16 protein-coding genes are annotated in these 16,721 nt (G+C 70.3%); 9 read left to right on the top strand and 7 right to left on the bottom strand.

The genetic code is table 11. The annotated features are described in order from the left end of the window. The first annotated feature begins 62 nt into the window (after positions 1-62). Genes P6281_RS01865 through P6281_RS01845 form a run of 5 tightly spaced genes read left to right on the top strand, consistent with a single transcriptional unit; the run spans position 63 to position 5,384 of the window. Complete coding sequence (locus P6281_RS01865; RefSeq protein WP_014378928.1) at positions 63-1,253, top strand: hypothetical protein; 1,191 nt, start codon at positions 63-65, stop codon at positions 1,251-1,253. A gap of 24 nt (positions 1,254-1,277) precedes the next feature. Next, positions 1,278-1,931: a DUF4129 domain-containing protein gene (locus P6281_RS01860; protein WP_009954769.1), complete on the top strand. Its 654-nt coding sequence runs from the start codon at positions 1,278-1,280 to the stop codon at positions 1,929-1,931. Further along, positions 1,931-3,070, top strand: coding sequence for a DUF4350 domain-containing protein (locus tag P6281_RS01855; RefSeq protein ID WP_014378927.1), 1,140 nt, complete (start codon positions 1,931-1,933; stop codon positions 3,068-3,070). Before P6281_RS01860 ends, P6281_RS01855 begins: the two co-directional genes overlap by 1 nt. Next, positions 3,067-4,062, top strand: coding sequence for an AAA family ATPase (locus P6281_RS01850; RefSeq protein WP_008263288.1), 996 nt, complete (start codon positions 3,067-3,069; stop codon positions 4,060-4,062). Before P6281_RS01855 ends, P6281_RS01850 begins: the two co-directional genes overlap by 4 nt. Then, positions 4,062-5,384 (top strand): DUF58 domain-containing protein, encoded by a 1,323-nt coding sequence (locus P6281_RS01845; protein WP_324738592.1) that lies wholly within the window; start codon positions 4,062-4,064, stop codon positions 5,382-5,384. The genes P6281_RS01850 and P6281_RS01845 overlap by 1 nt, the downstream gene beginning before the upstream one ends. Before the next feature lie 72 nt (positions 5,385-5,456). Here P6281_RS01845 and P6281_RS01840 read toward each other — a convergent pair whose 3' ends face one another. Further along, positions 5,457-6,449, bottom strand: a complete 993-nt coding sequence (locus P6281_RS01840) for a stage II sporulation protein M (RefSeq protein ID WP_014378925.1) — start codon at positions 6,447-6,449, stop codon at positions 5,457-5,459. A gap of 91 nt (positions 6,450-6,540) precedes the next feature. Here P6281_RS01840 and P6281_RS01835 point away from each other — a divergent pair, with 91 nt between their 5' ends. Next, positions 6,541-7,413 carry an RDD family protein gene (locus tag P6281_RS01835; protein ID WP_014383692.1) on the top strand — a complete coding sequence of 291 codons (873 nt, stop codon included), beginning with the start codon at positions 6,541-6,543 and terminating at the stop codon, positions 7,411-7,413. Positions 7,414-7,423: 10 nt separating this feature from the next. Here the strand turns inward: P6281_RS01835 and P6281_RS01830 are convergent, their stop codons facing one another. Then, positions 7,424-7,813 carry a hypothetical protein gene (locus P6281_RS01830; RefSeq protein ID WP_008263284.1) on the bottom strand — a complete coding sequence of 130 codons (390 nt, stop codon included), beginning with the start codon at positions 7,811-7,813 and terminating at the stop codon, positions 7,424-7,426. A gap of 198 nt (positions 7,814-8,011) precedes the next feature. Between P6281_RS01830 and P6281_RS01825 the strand changes: the two genes are divergently transcribed. After that, the gene (locus P6281_RS01825) at positions 8,012-8,731 is read left to right on the top strand and encodes a PadR family transcriptional regulator (RefSeq protein ID WP_008263283.1); all 720 of its coding nucleotides are present in this window, start codon (positions 8,012-8,014) and stop codon (positions 8,729-8,731) included. Between the two features lie 32 nt (positions 8,732-8,763). Here the strand turns inward: P6281_RS01825 and glpK are convergent, their stop codons facing one another. Further along, positions 8,764-10,290 (bottom strand): glycerol kinase GlpK, encoded by a 1,527-nt coding sequence (gene glpK / locus P6281_RS01820; RefSeq protein ID WP_014378923.1) that lies wholly within the window; start codon positions 10,288-10,290, stop codon positions 8,764-8,766. A gap of 135 nt (positions 10,291-10,425) precedes the next feature. On the opposite strand from glpK, the gene P6281_RS01815 reads away from it, so the two are divergent. Continuing rightward, positions 10,426-11,898 carry a glutamate--cysteine ligase gene (locus P6281_RS01815; RefSeq protein ID WP_324738591.1) on the top strand — a complete coding sequence of 491 codons (1,473 nt, stop codon included), beginning with the start codon at positions 10,426-10,428 and terminating at the stop codon, positions 11,896-11,898. Between the two features lie 10 nt (positions 11,899-11,908). Next, positions 11,909-12,589, top strand: a complete 681-nt coding sequence (locus P6281_RS01810) for a class I SAM-dependent methyltransferase (RefSeq protein ID WP_014383691.1) — start codon at positions 11,909-11,911, stop codon at positions 12,587-12,589. On the opposite strand, the gene egtE is transcribed toward P6281_RS01810, so the two are convergent. Genes egtE through egtB form a run of 4 tightly spaced genes read right to left on the bottom strand, consistent with a single transcriptional unit; the run spans position 12,586 to position 16,719 of the window. After that, positions 12,586-13,692: an ergothioneine biosynthesis PLP-dependent enzyme EgtE gene (gene egtE, locus P6281_RS01805; RefSeq protein WP_232065644.1), complete on the bottom strand. Its 1,107-nt coding sequence runs from the start codon at positions 13,690-13,692 to the stop codon at positions 12,586-12,588. The two genes, P6281_RS01810 and egtE, sit on opposite strands and share 4 nt — an antisense overlap. A 47-nt stretch (positions 13,693-13,739) precedes the next feature. Further along, a complete protein-coding gene (gene egtD, locus P6281_RS01800; protein WP_008263276.1) occupies positions 13,740-14,705 on the bottom strand; it encodes an L-histidine N(alpha)-methyltransferase in 966 nt (321 codons plus the stop codon). Continuing rightward, positions 14,705-15,415 carry an ergothioneine biosynthesis protein EgtC gene (gene egtC / locus P6281_RS01795; protein ID WP_008263273.1) on the bottom strand — a complete coding sequence of 237 codons (711 nt, stop codon included), beginning with the start codon at positions 15,413-15,415 and terminating at the stop codon, positions 14,705-14,707. Before egtC ends, egtD begins: the two co-directional genes overlap by 1 nt. Further along, positions 15,415-16,719 (bottom strand): ergothioneine biosynthesis protein EgtB, encoded by a 1,305-nt coding sequence (egtB, locus tag P6281_RS01790; RefSeq protein ID WP_071196532.1) that lies wholly within the window; start codon positions 16,717-16,719, stop codon positions 15,415-15,417. Before egtB ends, egtC begins: the two co-directional genes overlap by 1 nt. Positions 16,720-16,721: the final 2 nt, after the last annotated feature.

The raw sequence follows: 16,721 nt of genomic DNA, 5'->3' as shown, positions 1-16,721 counted from the left end.
ATGGAGCCCATGACGAACGACGCGCCCGGCCGCGGAGCTAGTTTGCAAGGCCTCGGCGTTCGGTGACCGCGCCGCCGCCTGGTCATCCGGTTGGCCCGCCGCCCGCATACGGCCCGCCGCCTCAATACGGCCCGCCACCTCAATACGGCCCGCCCCCGGTCTACCCGACCTATGGTCCCCCGCCGGGCTATCCGCCCCCACCCGGCCACGGCGTCCCACCCGGCTACGGGCGGCCGCCGGGCTACGGCACCCCACCCGCCTTCGGCGCGCCGCCGGGCTACGGAACGGTCAAGCCCGGCATCATCCCGCTGCGCCCGCTGACCCTCGGCGACATCTTCAACGGCGCGGTCGGCTACGTGCGCGCCAATCCGAAAGCGACGCTGGGTCTGACCGCCATCGTCGTCGTGGTCATGCAGATCATCACCAAGGTCGCCTTCTTCGGCCCGCTGGCCGCCCACGACCGGTTCACCACCACCGGCGAGCCCGACACCCTGACCGCGGGGGTCCTGGGCGCCTGGACGGCGTCGGTGGGGGCCGGCCTCCTCGTCGGCTGGTTGGGCGGCATGCTGCTGTCCGGAATGCTCACCGTCATCGTCGGGCGGGCGGTGTTCGGGTCGCCGATCACCATCGGTGAAACCTGGACCAGGATCCGCGGGCGGCTGCCGGCCTTGCTCGGCCTGGCCCTGGTCGAGGCCGTCGTGGTGGCGGCCCTGGCCGGGCTGGTCGCGGTGATCATCGGGGTGCTGGCGGCGATCGGCAGCGCCGCGGCGGCCGTGGTGCTCGGCATCCCGCTGGTGCTGGTCGTCCTCGCGGCGCTGGTGTACCTGTACACCGTGGTGCTGTTCGCCCCGGTGCTGATCGTGCTGGAACGGCTGCCCGTGCTCGACGCGATCACCCGATCGTTCAAGCTGATCCGCAACGGCTTCTGGCGAGTGCTGGGCATCCGCACGCTCACCTTCCTGGTGGCCTCGATCGTCGCCAACGCCGTCGCGGTGCCGTTCAGCATCGTCGGTCAGTTTTTCCAGATCACCTCGTCCGGCACCGCCTTTTTGATCAGCACCGCGATCCTCTCCGTCGGGGCGGCGATCGGCGAGATCATCACCGCACCGTTCAACGCCGGAGTGATCGTCCTGCTCTACACCGACCGCCGGATGCGCGCCGAGGCGTTCGACCTCGTCTTGCAGACCGGAGCCGCCCAGGGGCCCTACGCGGCCGCGTCCACCGACCACCTCTGGCTCACGCGGCCGCTGTAACGGCCGAGCGAGGACTAGCTGAGCATGCCTTCCATCGACATCGACCGCGATGCCGCGCACCGCGCCGCGCAGGACGAACTCAACAAGCCGATCTATTCCAAGGGGTCGTCGGCCGACCAGTTCCTCGACTGGCTCAACGACCTGATCTACCGGATGCTGCAGAAGACCGCCACGGTGCCAGGCGGATGGTTCACGGCGACAGTGCTTTTGATCCTGCTGGCGATCGCGGTGTTTGTTGCCTTCCACGTCGCGCGGCGCACCATGCGCGCCCGCCGCGGCGGTGACCAGCTGCTGTTCGAAGCCGCGCAATTGACGGCCGCCCAGCATCGAGCGACGGCCGAAAGCTATGCGGCCGAAGGTGATTGGGCGGCGGCCATACGCCACCGGCTGCGCGCTGTCGCCCGCCAGCTCGAGGAGACCGGTGTGCTGGCGGCGGCCCCCGGCCGCACGGCCAACGAGCTGGCTCGCGACGCCGGCACCGCGCTGCCCCATCTGGCCGACGAACTGTCCGAAGCGGCAACGGCTTTCAACGACGTCACCTATGGCGAGCAGCCCGGAACCCGGGCCGCCTACCAGATGATCGCCGACCTCGACGATCACCTGCGGTCCCGCTGGCAGGGCGCCCCGGCCGAGGCCGGGCGACCCGCCGTCCCCGAGTCGTGGGCGCAGGTGCGGTGATGGCCACGATCAGCGATGCCCGCACCCAGACCGCGCCCCGGCGCCGGCGCTCGTGGCGCTGGGTGGTCGTCATCCTGCTGGTGCTGGCCGTCATCGCCGGCGTCGATGCCTACCTGACCGCGCCGCGCCCCGGCGCGCGGATGGACCCCGCGTCGACCGGCCCGGACGGCGCCCACGCGCTGGTGGAGTTGCTCCGCGACGCCGGTGTGGACGTCGTCGTGGCCGACACCATCGCCGACGTCGAACGGGCGGCGCGCCCGGACGCGCTGATCCTGGTGGCACAGAGCCAGTACCTGACCGACGCGGTGACCGACCGGCTGGCGAGGATCCGTTCGGACCTGCTGCTGGTGGAACCGACGACGCGGGCCCGCGAGGCGCTGCTGCCGGGCGTGGAGGTGTCCGGCGCCAGCGGCTTCGACAGCGACCCGAATTGCACGCTGCGCGAAGCCGTTCGGTCCGGCTCGGTGCGGTTCGGCCCGACCAACACCTTCAAGGCCAAGGACGGCCGGACGATGACCCGCTGCTACGACGGCGCGCTGATCCGCTTCCGGGACGGCGGACGGGTCGTCACCGCCGTCGGCAGCACCGACTTCATGACCAACGGCGGCCTGTTGCACGCTGGCAACGCGGCGCTCGCGATGAACCTGGCCGGCGACCGCCCCCGGCTCGTGTGGTACGCGCCCCATCACGTCGAGGGTGAAACCTCCACCAAGGCATCACTTTTCGACCTGATTCCACCCAACGTGAGCTGGATCGTGTGGCAGCTGGCGCTGGTGGTGCTGCTGGTCGCCGCGTGGAAGGGCCGCCGCCCCGGCCCGCTGGTGGCCGAGGAGTTGCCCGTCGTGGTGCGCGCGTCGGAGACCGTCGAGGGTCGCGGCCGGCTGTATCGGTCCCGGCGGGCACGCGATCGCGCGGCCGCGGCGCTGCGCACGGCGACACTGCAGCGGCTGCTGCCGCGGCTCGGCCTGGGCGCCGGCGCCGACCCGGCGACCGTGGTGTCCACCGCGGCCCAGCGCACCGGTTCGGATCCGGGGTTCGTCTCCTACCATCTGTTCGGTCCGCCCCCGACGACCGACCACGACCTGTTACAACTTGCCCGTGCGCTCGACGACATCGAAAGGCAGGTCGCACGCCCGTGACACAGTCCCCTTCCGGTCCACAAGCCGATACCGCCTCGTCCCCCACCGCCGAATCCGCTCGCGAGGCGCTGCTGGCGTTGCGCGCCGAGCTCGCCAAGGCCGTCGTCGGGCAGGAGGGCGTGGTCAGCGGCCTGGTGATCGCGCTGCTGTGCCGCGGGCATGTGCTGCTGGAAGGCGTTCCGGGAGTGGCGAAGACGCTGCTGGTCCGGGCGCTGTCCGCGGCGCTGCAGCTGGAGTTCAAGCGGGTGCAGTTCACGCCGGACCTGATGCCCGGCGACGTGACGGGTTCCCTGGTGTACGACGCGCGCACCGCCGCGTTCGTGTTCCGGCCCGGTCCGGTGTTCACCAACCTGCTGCTCGCCGACGAGATCAACCGCACCCCACCCAAGACCCAGGCCGCGCTGCTCGAGGCGATGGAGGAGCGCCAGGTCAGCGTCGAGGGCGAACCCCAGCCGCTGCCGGACCCGTTCATCGTCGCCGCGACCCAGAACCCGGTCGAATACGAGGGCACCTACCAGCTGCCCGAGGCCCAGCTGGATCGCTTTCTCCTCAAACTGAATGTGACGCTGCCCCCGCGGGACGCCGAGATCGCCATCCTGCACCGGCACGCGCACGGTTTCGATCCCCGCGATCTGTCGGCGATCAAGCCGGTGGCGGGGCCGGCCGACCTGGCCGCCGGCCGCGACGCCGTGCGACACGTGCTGGTCGCCGACGAGGTGCTCGGCTACATCGTCGACATCGTCGGGGCCACCCGATCCTCCCCCGCGCTGCAGCTGGGCGTGTCCCCCCGCGGGGCGACCGCCCTGTTGGCCACCGCGCGCTCCTGGTCCTGGCTGTCGGGCCGCAACTACGTCACCCCCGACGACGTGAAGGCCATGGCCCGCCCGACGCTGCGGCACCGGGTGATGCTGCGGCCCGAAGCCGAACTCGAGGGGGCCACGTCCGATGGCGTGCTCGACGGGATTCTGGCGTCGGTTCCGGTGCCCCGCTAGTGATCCTGACCGGACGCACGGGACTGGTCGCGCTGATCTGCGTCCTGCCCATCGCTGTCTCGCCTTGGCCGGCAACGGCTTTCGTGGCCCTGCTGGTGGCGCTGGCCATCGCCGTTGCCGTCGACGTCGGGTTGGCGGCCCGCACCACCGCCCTGCGCTACGTGCGCTCCCCGGATCGCTCCGCCCGGCTCGGTCAACAGGTGGATTGTGAGCTGTCCATCCACAACGACGGCCGGCGGCGGTTCCGCGGCCAGGTCCGCGACGCCTGGCCGCCCAGCGCCCGCGCGCGGCCGCGCACCCATGCGGTGGACATCCCGGCCGGGGGCGATCAGCACGTCGCGACCCGGCTGGAGCCAAAGCGCCGCGGCGATCAGCGCGCGACGGTGATCACCGCGCGATCGATCGGGCCCCTGGGCTTGGCGGGACGGCAGGGTTCGCAATCGGTGCCCGGCCAGCTCCGGGTGCTGCCGCCGTTCCTGTCGCGCAAGCACCTGCCGTCGCGCCTGGCCAGGCTGCGCGAGATCGACGGCCTACTGCCCACCCTGGTGCGCGGGCAGGGCACCGAATTCGATTCGCTGCGAGAGTATGTCGTCGGTGACGACGTGCGCTCGATCGATTGGCGCGCGACCGCGCGGCGCGCCGACGTGGTGGTGCGCACCTGGCGCCCCGAACGCGACCGGCGCGTGGTGATCGTGCTCGACACGGGCCGCACCGCGGCGGGCCGGGTGGGCGTCGACCCCACCACCTCCGATCCCGCGGGCTGGCCGCGGCTGGACTGGTCGATGGATGCCGCGCTGCTGCTGGCCGCGCTCGCGTCGCGGGCGGGCGACAACGTCGACTTCCTCGCCCACGACCGGGCGAGCCGGGCCGGCGTCTTCGGCGCGTCGCGCACCGAGCTGCTCGCCCAGCTCGTCGACGCGATGGCCCCCCTGCAGCCCACGCTCGTCGAATCCGATTGGCGGGCAATGGCTTCGGCCATCGCGCTGCGGGCCCGCCGGCGCTCGCTGGTGGTGCTGCTGACCGACCTCAATCCGACCGCCCTCGACGAGGGCCTGCTGCCCGTGCTGCCGCAGCTGTCGGCCAAGCATCACCTGCTGCTGGCCGCGGTTTCCGACCCGCGGGTCGACCAGATGGCCGCCGGCCGATCGGATGCCGCGGCGGTGTACGACGCCGCCGCGGCCGAGCGATCCCGCAACGACCGCGGCGCCATGGCCACACGATTGCGCCGCACCGGCGTGGAGGTCGTCGACGCCCCGCCCGCCGAACTGGCGCCCGCGCTCGCCGACCACTACCTGGCGATGAAAGCGACCGGGCGCCTGTGATCGGCACCGCGAAACTGTAACCACCGACGCATTTCCCGAGTAGGGCCGTCCGCAGTTGCAGTCTCGCGAAGCTCAGCCGGTGGGGACCACATCCGGCGCGTCTTCGATGTCGCCGCTTTCCCCGGCTCTGACCCCGCGGCGACCGAAGTAGACGATGTAGGACAAGAACGCCGCCTCGGCGATGACGCCGATGCCGACCCGTACGACCGTCGGTAACGGCGACGGCGTCACCAGCGCCTCGATCAACCCGGAGACGGCGAGCACGGCCACCAGGCCCACGGCCACCGAGACGATGGCACGGCCCTGTTCGGCGAGCACCTGTCCGCGGGGCCGGTCGCCGGGCGACATCACCGACCATCCCAGCCGCATTCCCGCCGCCCCCGAGAGGAAGACCGCGGTGAGCTCCAACAGCCCATGGGGGGCAAGCAATCCCAGCAGCAGGCCGCCCTTGCCGGCGGGGAACATCAGGCCGGCGATCACGCCCACATTGGCGGCATTCTCGAACAGCACAAAGGGAATGGGCAGCCCCAGCACGACGGACAGCGCGATGCATTGAGCGGAAACCCAGGAATTGTTCACCCAGATCTGCAGCGCGAAGGCGGCGGCGGGATGTTCGCTGTAGTACGACTCGACGTCGTGATTGACCAATTGCTCGATGTCACTAGGGGTTCCGAGCGCTGACTGCACCTCGGGACTGCCGGCGACCCACAGCGCAATGACCACGACCACCGCGAAAAACGCCGCCGCCGTGGCCAGCCACCACCGCCACGTGCGGTACGCGACGACCGGGAAGGACACCGTCCAGAACCGGGTGAACGTACTGCTTAGCGGCGCGTGGGCGCCGGTCACCGCGGAACGGGCCCGCGCGACCAGGCTCGAGAGCCGGCCGACCAGCATCGAATCCGACGACGCCGAGCGCAGCATCGACAAATGGGTGGACACCCGCTGATAGAGCTCGACGAGTTCGTCGATCTCGGCGCCGCTGAGCGACCGGCGGCGCCCGATCAGTCGATCGAGGCGGTCCCACGTGCCTCGATGGGCCAGCACGAATGCGTCGACGTCCACCCTGGGCAGCCTAATCACCCCGCGGGCGCGGCGCCGCGGGCATGACCAAGTGCGGTCGCCCGCACCCGCCCGGCCTGTACCGTTCGAAGTTATGTCGGTGGTGACCGGGGACGCCGTGGTGCTGGACGTGCAGATCGCCCAGCTGCCGGTGCGGACGTTGAGCGCGCTGATCGATATCGCCGTCATGGTGATCGGCTACCTGCTCGGGCTGATGCTGTGGGCCGCCACCCTGACCGAGTTCGACACCGCGCTGAGCAACGCCATCCTGCTTATATTTACGGTTCTGGTAATTGTGGGCTACCCGTTGATCCTCGAGACCGCGACGCGGGGACGCTCGGTGGGCAAGATCGCCCTGGGTCTGCGCGTCGTGTCCGACGACGGCGGCCCAGAACGCTTCCGCCAGGCGCTGTTTCGCGCCCTGGCCTCGCTGGTGGAAATCTGGATGCTCTTCGGCAGCCCCGCCATCATCTGCAGCATCCTGTCACCCAAAGCCAAACGGATCGGCGATATCTTCGCCGGCACGGTGGTGGTCAACGAACGCGGACCCCGGCTGGGGCCCCCGCCGACGATGCCTCCGGCGCTGGCCTGGTGGGCGGCGTCGCTGCAGCTGTCGGGACTGTCCGTCGGTCAAGCCGAAGTGGCGCGCCAATTCCTTTCCCGCGCACCGCAACTCGACCGCCAGCTGCGCACTCAGATGGCGTACCGCATCGCCGGTGATGTCGTGGCGCGCATTGCGCCGCCCCCGCCCCCCGGGGCCCCGCCGGAACTGGTGCTGGCCGCGGTCCTCGCCGAGCGGCACCGTCGCGAACTGGCCCGGCTGCGCCCGACCGCCCAGGCGCCGGGCTGGCCGCCCATGCCACCGGGCGCGCCGCCGCGGTACCCGGAGCCGTGGCCGGAGCCGGGCCGACCCGCCCCGGGACCGGGCTACGGCGCGCCTCCGGACGGTTTCGCACCGCCGCACTGACGCAGCGCGGCTAGCGGGCGACGCTCGCCGCCATGAGGACGACGTCGGCGATCAGCAGCGCCCACCCCAGCAGCGGGACCGCGATGCCGCCGCGGTGTTTGGCGGTGAAAACCGAGATGACGATGACGACGACGGCCACCGCGGGCGCGCCGTAGAAGGCGACGCCGAAGTCGATGCCGCCGTGGCCCAGGTTGGGGCAGCTGGTGTCGCTGCAACCGGCGGTGCTCAGCACGCCACCGAGCGCGAACAGCATGACGATCGCCGCGGCGGGCACCGTCGCCAGCGCCAACCCCCAGTTGACCCAGGGCCAGACGTTCCGGCGCGGGGCACCACCGGGGTCCCCGGATGGGGCCGCACCGGCGGCCGTGCGATCGACCGTCACGTCGTTGTCAGCGTCCATCCCACAGTTCCTACCCGCCGTCTGGCCTCTGCAAACCGGCCCGCGGGTTTGGGCGGCGCGGATGGGCGTGGATTTCCGCAGGTCAGCTTCGCTAGTCGATATCTTTCAACATATCCAGTTGCATCGCGTTAGTTCCCGATATATCGTGATATTCCGAAGCGCACGTCGGGTGCGCGATCCACCAACGTAAGGACACAAATGAGCAACCCATTCACTCCCCCCGAGGGACCATTCGGCGGCCGGCCCGGTTTCGGATTCGGGTTCGGCTCCGGCCCGGTCGACCGGCGCGCCCTGCACGAGGCGCGGCGCCAGGCCAGGCGGGACTTCCGCGAACATCTCCGCGACCACGCCGGCGGCGGCCACCCGGGTGGCTACGAAGGCCCGTTCGGGTTCGGTCCCGGATTCGGGCCGGGCTTCGGCCCCGGTTTCGGTTTCGGTCCCGGCGGACGGCGCGGCGCCTGGCGCCGTGGCGGCCCGGGCCGCGGCAAGCGCGGTGACGTGCGGGCGGCCATCCTGACGCTGCTCGCCGAGCGGCCGATGCACGGCTACGAGATGATCCAGCAGATCGCCGAACGCAGCAACGGGCTGTGGAAGCCGAGCCCTGGCTCGGTGTATCCGACCCTGCAGCTGCTCGACGACGAAGGCCTGATCACCGCGAGCGAATCCGCGGGCAGCAAGAAGCTTTTCGAGCTGACCGAGCAGGGCCGCGGGGCGGCCGAGAAGATCGAGACCCCGCCGTGGGACGAGATCACCGAAGGTGCGGACCCCGGTCACATGAGCCTGAGGGCGGCCGTCGGCCAGTTGTTCGGCGCGGTCGGGCAGTCCGCCCACACCGCTTCCGCCGAGCAGCAGCAGCGCATCGTCGACATTCTCAACAACGCGCGGCGCGAGATCTACGGCATCCTCGGCGAAGACTGATTCCGAGCCAGCGGACCCTGGATCAGGTCACCTCAGGTGATGGAGACCCAATCCAGGGTCCGCTGCACGGCCTTGCGCCAGCCCGCGTACCCCTCGGCGCGCTGCTCGTCGTTCCAGGTCGGCGACCAACGCCGGCCCTCCTGCCAGTTGGCGCGCAGGTCCGCCGGGTCGGCCCAGAACCCCACGGCCAGGCCGGCCGCGTACGCGGCGCCCAGCGCCGTCGTCTCGGCGACCACCGGACGCACCACGTCCACGCCCAGCACGTCGGCCTGGATCTGCATGCACAGGTCATTGCCGGTGATACCACCGTCGACCTTCAAAACCTCAAGGCGCACACCGGAATCCGCGGCCATCGCGTCTACCACGTCGCGGCTCTGGTAGCAGATCGCCTCCAGGGTGGCCCGGGCCAGATGCGCGTTGGTGTTGAATCGGGACAGCCCCACGATCGCGCCCCGGGCATCGGATCGCCAGTAGGGGGCGAACAACCCGGAAAACGCCGGGACGAAATAGACGCCGCCGTTGTCGTCGACCTGGCGGGCCAGCGCCTCGCTTTGCGCGGCCCCGCTTATGATGCCCAGCTGATCGCGCAGCCATTGCACGGCCGCGCCCGTCACCGCGATCGAACCCTCAAGTGCGTAAACGGGTTTGGCGTCCCCGAACTGGTAGCAGACGGTGGTCAGCAGCCCGTTGTCGGACCGCACGATCGTCTCGCCGGTGTTCAGTAGCAGGAAATTGCCGGTGCCATAGGTGTTTTTCGCCTCCCCCTCGGCCAGACACACCTGCCCCACCATCGCCGCGTGCTGGTCACCCAGCACGCCCGTGATCGCAATCTCTCCGCCCGCCGGGCCGGTCTCGGCCGTCACCCCGTAGGGCTGCGGCGACGACGACGGCCCGATCCGCGGCAGCATCGCGCGCGGGATCGCAAAGAATGACAGCAACTCGTCGTCCCAGTCCAGGGTCTCGAGGTTCATCAGCATGGTCCGGCTGGCGTTGGTCACGTCGGTGACGTGCACGCCGCCCCGCGGACCCCCGGTCAGGTTCCACAACACCCAGGTGTCCGGGGTGCCGAACAACGCGTCGCCACGCTCGGCGGCGTCGCGCACCCCGTCGACATTCTCCAAGATCCATCGCAGCTTTGCGCCGGAGAAGTACGTCGCCGGGGGAAGTCCCGCCTTGCGGCGGATCACCTCGCCCCGGCCGTCGGCTCCCAGCGCCGACGCGATCCGGTCGGTGCGGGTGTCCTGCCAGACGATCGCGTTGTAATAGGGCCGTCCGGTCTTGCGGTTCCAGACCAGCGTCGTCTCGCGCTGGTTCGTGATACCCAGCGCGGCAATGTTTTTCGGCGCCAGGTTGGCACGGTTGAGCACGGAGGTCAGCACCGAGGAGGTACGTTCCCAGATCTCCACCGGGTCGTGCTCGACCCAGCCCGCCTGGGGCAGGATCTGTTCGTGCTCGAGCTGGTGGCGGGCCACCTCGGCACCCTCGTGATCGAAGATCATGCAGCGCGTGCTGGTCGTCCCCTGGTCGATAGCGGCCACGAATTCGGCGAACTCGGCCAACTGCTCTCCTCCACCCGTGAGCTCTGACACTTTTGCGGCAAAAGTCCATCATGGTCTACCCGCCCGGCGGGCGAGGCCACAACCGCGCCGCCGGAGAGCTTGCGTTACGGGCGGTAACCCTGTTGCATCTGCGGTGTGGGCGAAGAGGTCAAGCGCACCACGTACGACAGCGCACACCGCCGCGAATACCGGCGCAAGGTTCAGGCGTGTCTGAACGTGTTCGAGACGATGCTCGCCCAGTCATGCTTCGATTCCGACCAGCCGCTCACCGGCATGGAGATCGAGTGCAACCTGGTCGACGCCGACTACCAGCCGGCCATGTCCAATCGCCACGTCCTGGACGCCATCGGCGATCCCGCGTACCAGACCGAATTGGGCGCCTACAACATCGAATTCAACGTCCCGCCGCACGCGCTGCCCGGACACACGGGGCTGGATCTCGAGGCCGAGGTGCGGGCCAGCCTGAACGAGGCCGAGATCAAGGCCGGCGCCGCCGACGGTGCGCACATCGTCATGATCGGCATCCTGCCCACGCTGATGCCCGAACACCTCGATCACGCCTGGATGAGCGAGTCGACGCGGTATGCCGCCCTCAACGACTCGATCTTCACCGCCCGCGGCGAGGACCTGCCCATCGACATCGACGGCCCCGAACCGCTGAACTGGCACGCCGCGACGATAGCGCCCGAATCCGCTTGCACCAGCATGCAATTGCACCTGCAATTGGCCCCGGAGACGTTCGCCGCCAACTGGAACGCCGCGCAGATTGTCGCCGGTCCGCAGCTGGCGCTGGGCGCCAACTCGCCGTTCTTCTTCTCCCACCAACTCTGGGCGGAAACCCGCATCGAGCTGTTCACCCAATCCACCGACACCCGACCCGAAGAGCTGAAAACCCAAGGCGTGCGCCCGCGAGTGTGGTTCGGTGAACAGTGGATCACCTCGGTCCTCGACCTGTACCGCGAGAACATCCGGTACTTCCCGTCCCTGTTGCCCGAGGTGTCCGAGGAGGATCTGGTCGCCGAGCTGGCCGCCGGGCGCACCCCGCAGCTGTCCGAGTTGCGGCTGCACAACGGCACCGTGTACCGGTGGAATCGCCCGGTGTACGACGTGGTCGACGGGCGCCCGCATCTGCGACTGGAGAATCGGGTGTTGCCGGCCGGACCGACAGTCGTTGACATGCTGGCGAATTCGTCCTTCTTCTACGGGATGCTGCGCAGCTTGTCCGAGGCGGACAGCCCGTTGTGGGACCGCATGGATTTCGCGGTGGCGGAGGCCAACTTTTTGGCGGCGGCGCGCCACGGCATCGACGCCCGGCTGCACTGGCCCGGGCTCGGGGAGGTGAGCGCACGCGAGCTGGTGCTCGACACGTTGCTGCCGATGGCCGACGACGGGTTGCGGCGCTGGGGCGTCGACCCCGAGGTCCGCGACCGGTTCCTGGGGGTCATCGAGGGCCGCGCCCGCGCTGGCCGCAACGGCGCCACCTGGCAGGTTTCCACCGTACGGGCCCTGCAGGACGCGGGCATGGGCCGGGCCGCCGCGCTGGCCGAGATGCTGCGCCGCTACTGCGAGTACATGCACGCCAACGAGCCGGTGCACACCTGGGAGTAGGTTGACAACCATGTCGTCTGATCAAGTGATGGACTGGGACAGCGCCTACCGCGAGCAGGCCCATTTCGAGGGTCCGCCCCCGTGGAATATCGGTGAGCCGCAACCCGAACTGGCGGCGCTGGCCGCGGCCGGCAAGTTCCACAGCGACGTCCTGGACGCCGGCTGCGGAGTCGCCGAGCTCTCACTGAGCCTGGCCGCCCAGGGTTACACTGTGGTCGGCGTCGACCTCACGCCGACCGCCGTCGCGGCGGCCACCAAGTCCGCCCAGGAGCGCGGCTTGACCACGGCCAGCTTCGTGCAGGCCGACATCACGTCGCTGAGCGGGTATGACGGACGGTTCGCCACCGTCGTCGACAGCACGCTGTTTCACTCGCTGCCCGTGGAGGGCCGCGACGGCTACCTGCGCTCGGTCCACCGCGCCGCGGCACCGGGCGCCAGCTACTTCGTGCTGGTGTTCGCCAAGGGCGCCTTCCCGGCCGAGATGGAACCCAAGCCCAACGAGGTCGACGAAGACGAACTACGCGCCGCGGTCAGCACGTACTGGGAAATCGACGAGATTCGCCCCTCCTTCATCCTGTCGAACGCGATCAACATCGCCGACGCGCCTTTCGAATTCCCGCCGCACGATCGCGACGAGCAAGGCCGGATCAAGATGCCGGCCTACTTGCTGACGGCGCACAAGGCCGGCTAGCCGGTTGCGGTCGCCGCCGTCGCGGCGATGAGCGCCTCGGCGAAGGTCTCCAGGTCCTCGGCAGTGGTGTCCAGGTGCGGCGAGATCCGCAGCAGCGGCCCCGGGAGCTCCAGCGGTGCCCGCTGCACGCCGACGAAGGTGGTCAGGATCCGTCGCTCGGCGAGCAACCAGTCCCGCACCGTCTGCGGGTCGGCGCCGTCGGTCGGCGCCAAAGTCGTGATGGCGCTGGGTTCTTCGACCTCCTCGACGACGGCCCACCCGGCGACGTCGGCCAGCACCGTGCGGCTCAGGCCGCCCAGCTCGGCCAGGCGTGCACAGACGGCCGCCGGCCCGTAGGCCAGGTGCTCCCCCAGCGCCAGCGAAAACCCCACCCGCGCAGCGATATTGGCTTCGCCGAATTCGAGCTGCTGGGCCACCGTCGGCGACCCCGATGCGCGCGCCCACTGCGGTGCCGCCAGCCTGGGGCGCAGGCTCTCCATCAGCTCCCGGCGCACCGCCAGTATCCCGACACCGCGCGGGCCGGCGACCCACTTGCGCGACGAGGAATACGTCGCGTCGGCCCCGGCCGCGCAATCCACCTGCCCCAGCGCCTGCGCCGCGTCGATCACCAGTGGCAGCCCGAGCTCCCGGCAGAGCTGGGCGACCATCGAAACCGGTTGCACCACACCGCTATGGCTGGCCACCGCGGTCAGGTGCACCAGGTCCGGCCGGTCGGTGTCGAGGGCCCGCGCCGCGTCGTCGAGCGCGACGCGGCCGTCATCCATGGTCGGCAGCAGCCGGCGGTCGAACCCGTGGGCGGCCATCACGGCCAGGTTGGGCCCGTATTCGCCGGGCAGGCACGCTACCGTTCGGTGCTTGGTCGGCCAGGCGCCCAACAGCAGATCCAAGGCGTGAAGCGAGCCGGTGGTGAACACCACCTCGGCGTCGGTCATCCCGGTCAGCGCGGCGAACGCGACACGTCCGGCGTCGAGCACCGGGGCGGCCGCCTCGGCCGCGACATACCCGCCGACTTCGGACTCGTTGCGGGCGTGCTGCGCGGCGGCGTCGATCACCGCGACGCTCTGCCGCGAGCAGGCGGCGTTGTCCAGATGCAGGCCGGCCATGGGCAAGCGTGCCGCCCGCCATCGGTCGGCCAGCGAGTCGCCGGCGGTCACTTCACGGCCAACGACAACCCGAAGTCACCCGCGCCGTCGGTCCACCATTGCGTGCGACGCAGTCCCACGGCGGCCAGTTCGGCACTCACCTTTTCCGGGCGGAACTTGCACGACACCTCGGTCAGCATCTCCTCGCCGGCCTCGAAGTCCACGATCAGCTCGAGCGCACCGACACGCACCCGCTGGCCGCGATCGGCCCGCAACCACATCTCGATACGTTCCTCGGCCGGGTTCCACCGCGCGACGTGCGCGAAAGTATCGACGTCGAAATCGGCGTCCAGTTCCCGGTTTACCACCGCAAGAACATTGCGGTTGAACGCCGCCGTCACCCCGGCGGAATCGTCGTAGGCGCGCACCAGCCGCTCGAGGTCCTTGACCAGGTCGGTGCCCAGCAGCAGGCTGTCGCCGGGCCGCATCTGGGCGGACAGCGCGGCGAGGAAGTCCGCGCGCGGCCCGGGCGTGAGGTTGCCGATCGTCGACCCCAAGAACACGAACAGCCGCCGCCCGTCCGCCGGGATCTCGGTCAGGTGTTCTTCGAAATCGCCGCAGACGGCCTTGATTTCGACTCCCGAGTATTCCTGCGCAATGGCCGCGGCGGCCGTCGACAGGATGCTGGCGTCGACGTCGAAGGGGACGAACCGGCGCAGCGAACCGCGCGCGCGCAGGGCGTCGAGCAGCAGCCGCGTCTTCTCCGAGGTGCCGCTGCCCAGTTCCACCAGGGTGTCGGCCTCGCTGGCCGACGCGATTTCGGCCGCCCGCGCACGCAGGATCTCGGCCTCGGCGCGGGTCGGGTAGTACTCGGGCAGCCGGGTGATCTGGTCGAACAGGTCACTGCCCACGGCGTCATAGAACCACTTGGGCGGCAACGACTTCGGCGTCTTCTGCAGGCCTTCGAACACGTCACGGCGCAACGCGTGGTAGGCCGAGTCGGCGGCGAGGTGGTTCGACAGCGACAGCGTCATCAAGACCCTTTCGGATGATCCAGCGGGGTCATCGTGACTCCGCCGGCGGTGACTTCGACGAGGTGGCGGTCCGGCACGTCCTCCCAGTCGGAGTCGTTGTCATAGGGTTCGCTGGCCAGGACCACACCATCCGGGCGGCGCAGGATGGACAGCGTGTCCCCCCACACCGTCGCCAGCATGCGAGAACCGTTGGCGGCCAATATGTTCAGCCGGGCGCGCGGGTCGGCCGCCGCGATCTCGGCGATGGTGTCGCCCAGCGCATCGAGGCCGCGCTCGAAGATGACGGCCGCCAGCATCGCGCTGTCGCAGACCGATTCGGCCTGCGACGTCGCCGGCAGCGCCGCCCGGTCGACGATTCCGTTGTGCGACAACAACCATTGCCCGTCGGTGAACGGCGCGGTCGCGCTGACTTCGATCGGCATGCCGACGGTCGCCGAGCGCACCGCGGCCACCACGCAGTGGCTGCGCAGCGCCGGCGCGACGGACTCGAAGGACACGTCGCCCCACAGCGGCAGCTGGCTGCGCCAGCGCCGGGGCGCGGCGCCATCCGACGCAGCATCGAAAAACCCGACGCCCCAGCCGTCCGCGTTCAACAGACAATGCTTCTGGCGGCGCGGCGCGTAGGCCTGCACCCGCAGCCCGAACGGTGGGTCGAGCACCAGCGAGGAGACCGTGACGTCGGCCCCGAGCCACCCCAGATGCCGGCACATCAGGCGATCTCCTTCGGCACGTCCCAGGCCAACCGGACGCCGGAGAAGATCTGGCGCCGGTACGGGTGATCCCAGTTGCGAAAACTCGGGCGCAGGATGCTCGGCTCCACGGCCCACGATCCGCCGCGCAGCACCCGGTAATCGCCGTCGAAGAACGGCTGTGAATAGCGCTCGTAGAGCATCGGGACGAACCCGGGCCAGGGCCGCAGCGGGCTGCTCGTCCACTCCCACACATCGCCGAGCATCTGCTCGGCCCCGTACGCGGAAGCGCCGGCGGGGTAGGCCCCGACGGGTGCGGGCCGTAGCGCGGTGCCGCCGAGGTTGGCCAGCGCGTCGCACGGCTCCTGGGCGCCCCATGGGTAGCGGCGCCGGGCGCCGGCGGAGGGGTCCCATGCGCAGGCCTTCTCCCATTCCATCTCGGTGGGCAGCCGCGCGCCGGCCCAGGCCGCGTACGCCTCGGCCTCGAAATAGCTGACGTGCTGGACGGGTTCGTCGGCGGGGATGTCTTCGACGTGGCCGAACCGGGTGCGGGTGGCGGCGTCAGGATTCCAGAACTGCGGTGCGGTCAGGCCGGCGGCCTGGCGATGCCGCCAGCCCCGCTCCGACCACCACCGCGGCTGGTCGTAGCCGCCGTCGTCGATGAAGTGCCGCCATTCGCCGTTGGTGACCGGAACCCGGCCGATCCGGAACGCGGGCAGGTCGACGACGTGGCCGGGACGCTCGTTGTCCAGCGAAAATGGCTCGGCGGCGGGGTCAACGCCGAGCACAAACTCGCCGCCGGGCACCAGCACCGAGGTGCCGGCCAGGCCCGGGCGGGCGGGCGGCAGCATCGACGTGCCGCGCAGGAGCGGCGGGCCGCTGCGCAGATTCAATGCCTGCAGCATGGTTTCGTCGTGCTGGTTTTCGTGGCTGACCACCATCGCGTACGCGAACGCCGCCTCGTCGCCCGCCGGGTCGTCGGGCAGCGCGTCCAGGGCGTCGAACACGGCGGACCGCACCGTCCGGCAGTACGCGCGCGCCTCGTCCGGCGACAACAGCGGCAGGTCGACCCGACTGGCGCGCGAGTGCACGAAGGCGTCGTAGAGACCCTCGACGGCCGGCGACAGCATCGACGGCCGGGCAAGATCCCCGCCCCGCAGCAGCCACAGCTCTTCCTGCTGGCCGATGTGCGCCAGATCCCACACCAGCGGGCTCATCAGCGGGTCGTACTGCCGGCACAGTTCGGCATCGTCGAAGTCGACCAGCCGCAGCGTCCGCGTCCGCGTCCGCGTCAACTGGTCGGCAAGCGCCTGGCGTGACGTCACCG

Source organism: Mycobacterium sp. 5-140-3-2, from assembly GCF_035666375.1.
Lineage (GTDB): Bacteria > Actinomycetota > Actinomycetes > Mycobacteriales > Mycobacteriaceae > Mycobacterium > Mycobacterium intracellulare.
Note: the sequence above shows the minus strand (reverse complement) of the source record. Positions and strands in the feature narration are given on the sequence as shown.

What these genes read in the sequence shown, in the direction of transcription:
- P6281_RS01825 (WP_008263283.1), top strand. Translation starts at nt 8,012, where the DNA reads ATGAGCAACCCATTCACTCCCCCCGAGGGACCATTCGGCGGCCGGCCC.
- egtC (WP_008263273.1), bottom strand. Translation starts at nt 15,415, where the DNA reads ATGTGCCGGCATCTGGGGTGGCTCGGGGCCGACGTCACGGTCTCCTCG.
- egtE (WP_232065644.1), bottom strand. Translation starts at nt 13,692, where the DNA reads ATGGCCGGCCTGCATCTGGACAACGCCGCCTGCTCGCGGCAGAGCGTC.
- P6281_RS01830 (WP_008263284.1), bottom strand. Translation starts at nt 7,813, where the DNA reads ATGGACGCTGACAACGACGTGACGGTCGATCGCACGGCCGCCGGTGCG.
- P6281_RS01860 (WP_009954769.1), top strand. Translation starts at nt 1,278, where the DNA reads ATGCCTTCCATCGACATCGACCGCGATGCCGCGCACCGCGCCGCGCAG.
- P6281_RS01835 (WP_014383692.1), top strand. Translation starts at nt 6,541, where the DNA reads ATGTCGGTGGTGACCGGGGACGCCGTGGTGCTGGACGTGCAGATCGCC.
- egtD (WP_008263276.1), bottom strand. Translation starts at nt 14,705, where the DNA reads ATGACGCTGTCGCTGTCGAACCACCTCGCCGCCGACTCGGCCTACCAC.
- P6281_RS01855 (WP_014378927.1), top strand. Translation starts at nt 1,931, where the DNA reads ATGGCCACGATCAGCGATGCCCGCACCCAGACCGCGCCCCGGCGCCGG.
- P6281_RS01810 (WP_014383691.1), top strand. Translation starts at nt 11,909, where the DNA reads ATGTCGTCTGATCAAGTGATGGACTGGGACAGCGCCTACCGCGAGCAG.